The organism is Pelomicrobium sp. G1, assembly GCF_051905455.1.
Classification (GTDB): Bacteria; Pseudomonadota; Gammaproteobacteria; order Burkholderiales; family UBA6910; genus Pelomicrobium.
In genome coordinates this window covers 1-229 of record NZ_JBQACR010000707.1, presented here as the reverse complement: position 1 = coordinate 229, position 229 = coordinate 1, and the positions used below count along the sequence as shown (strand labels likewise).

The window sequence follows — 229 nt, the reverse complement described above, 5'->3', positions numbered from 1 at the left end:
CCGCACGGCCTTGAGCATTTCTTGCGCGTGCCGACGGGTGGTCTCGGTGATTTTCAGGCCCCCCACCATGCGGGCGATCTCGTCGATCCGCTCCTCTGCTTCCAGCCGCCGGATGCGGCTCACCACCGCCCCGGCCCGTGCCAGCTTGGTGACCTGCCATGGATGGTCCGCGGCGGCGGCCACCTGGGGCAGGTGGGTCACGCACATCACCTGGTGCAAGGTCCCCAAC

Annotated in this window: 1 pseudogene; it reads right to left on the bottom strand. The window is 69.0% G+C overall.

Annotated elements, in window-relative coordinates:
- A pseudogene (locus tag ACTFO6_RS20220) lies at positions 1-229 on the bottom strand (DNA repair protein RecN); the annotation flags it as partial.